The organism is Cupriavidus sp. 05T313 (genome assembly GCF_056396665.1).
The window spans coordinates 1-1,310 of record NZ_JBFTLX010000512.1 but is presented as its reverse complement, the minus strand read 5'-3'; the positions used below and the strand labels follow the sequence as shown (position 1 = coordinate 1,310).

The window sequence follows — 1,310 nt, the reverse complement described above, 5'->3', positions numbered from 1 at the left end:
GTGCCGGGCCGGTGCTGGCACAATACTGCCCATGGAACGCCTCTGGTCGAATTTTCTCAAGCTGGTGCTGCTGCTGACACTGGGCACAGCCCTGCTCGGCACGCTCGCYGTGCTCGTCGCTCAGCGCCAGCTGCCCACGCTGGACGCGCTCACCGCTTTCCGCCAGTCGCCGGGCTACGTGCCCATCGGCGAGATACCGCCCAAGCTCACGCAGGCGGTGGTGGCCATCGAGGACGAGCGTTTCTACCTGCATGACGGCATCGACTATGTCGGCGTGATACGCGCCGGCGTGGCCAACTTGTCGGATGAACTTTCGCAGGGCGCTTCCACAATCACCATGCAGGTGGCGCGCAATTTCTTTCTCTCGCGGGAGAAGACCTACACGCGCAAGCTGTACGAGGTGCTGCTGGCCTATCGCATCGAGCATGCCTTGAGCAAGGACGAGATCCTCGAGGTCTATATGAACAAGGTGTACCTTGGGCAGGGAGCTTATGGTTTTGCCGAGGCGGCCGAGACTTACTTTGGCAAGCCGGTGGCGGAGCTGACGCTGGCCGAATGTGCGATGCTGGCCGGGTTGCCCAAGGCGCCTTCGGCGAATAATCCGGTGGTGAATCCCCGGCGGGCGCGGCAGCGGCAGGCTTATATCTTGTTGCGGATGATGGAGTTGGGGAGGATTGGGAGAGGGGAATATGATGCGGCGTTGTTGGAGCCGTTGAGGTTGAAGTAGGTGGTGGATTGGTGTTTGGGGTTGGTTCGTGGCTGGTCGAACCGGTACCGGCGGAAGCGCGCCTGCGCGCTGGGCGTGCGACGAAACTCTCGGTCTCCGGGAGGCCTATTTCTCTGCTCGCTTGGGGGTGGTCGCTGTTTTTTTGAGCGGTGGTGGCATGTTGCACTCAAAGGAATACGACATCCCCCTGCGGGGGACGCCGGTCACTCTTCTTTGCTTCGGCAAAGAAGACTAACGAGAAGAAAGCCGACCCTGCCGGGAGCAGAGCAATCGCGAGTGCGAGGGACGCTGGTTTCGTCGTACGGCCACAGTTCTGCTGGCATCTGCCGTTGCCAGCTTGCAGGGCATCGCAATGGCACGACCCATGGGTTTCGTGGTGATGCCCCCGACCTCGTGCGCAGTGACCATTCCCACATCTGCCGCTACCGGCACGGACCACCACGACACATCACATGCCCATGGTTTCGTGGTGGGGCGGGCGCGGTGGTGAAGGCCTCGGGCATATCACCCGGTGCCACCGCGCCCACGACGGAACCGGACCGCCTGCAACTTCGTGGCCGCCCACTTCGCGAGCGACAGACGG

1 protein-coding gene is annotated in these 1,310 nt (G+C 62.5%); it reads left to right on the top strand.

Annotation, left to right across the window (positions count from 1 at the left end):
- Nucleotides 1-31: 31 nt before the first annotated feature.
- Complete coding sequence (locus tag AC1DKD_RS41340; protein ID WP_441626534.1) at nt 32-727, top strand: transglycosylase domain-containing protein; 696 nt, start codon at nt 32-34, stop codon at nt 725-727.
- Nucleotides 728-1,310: the final 583 nt, after the last annotated feature.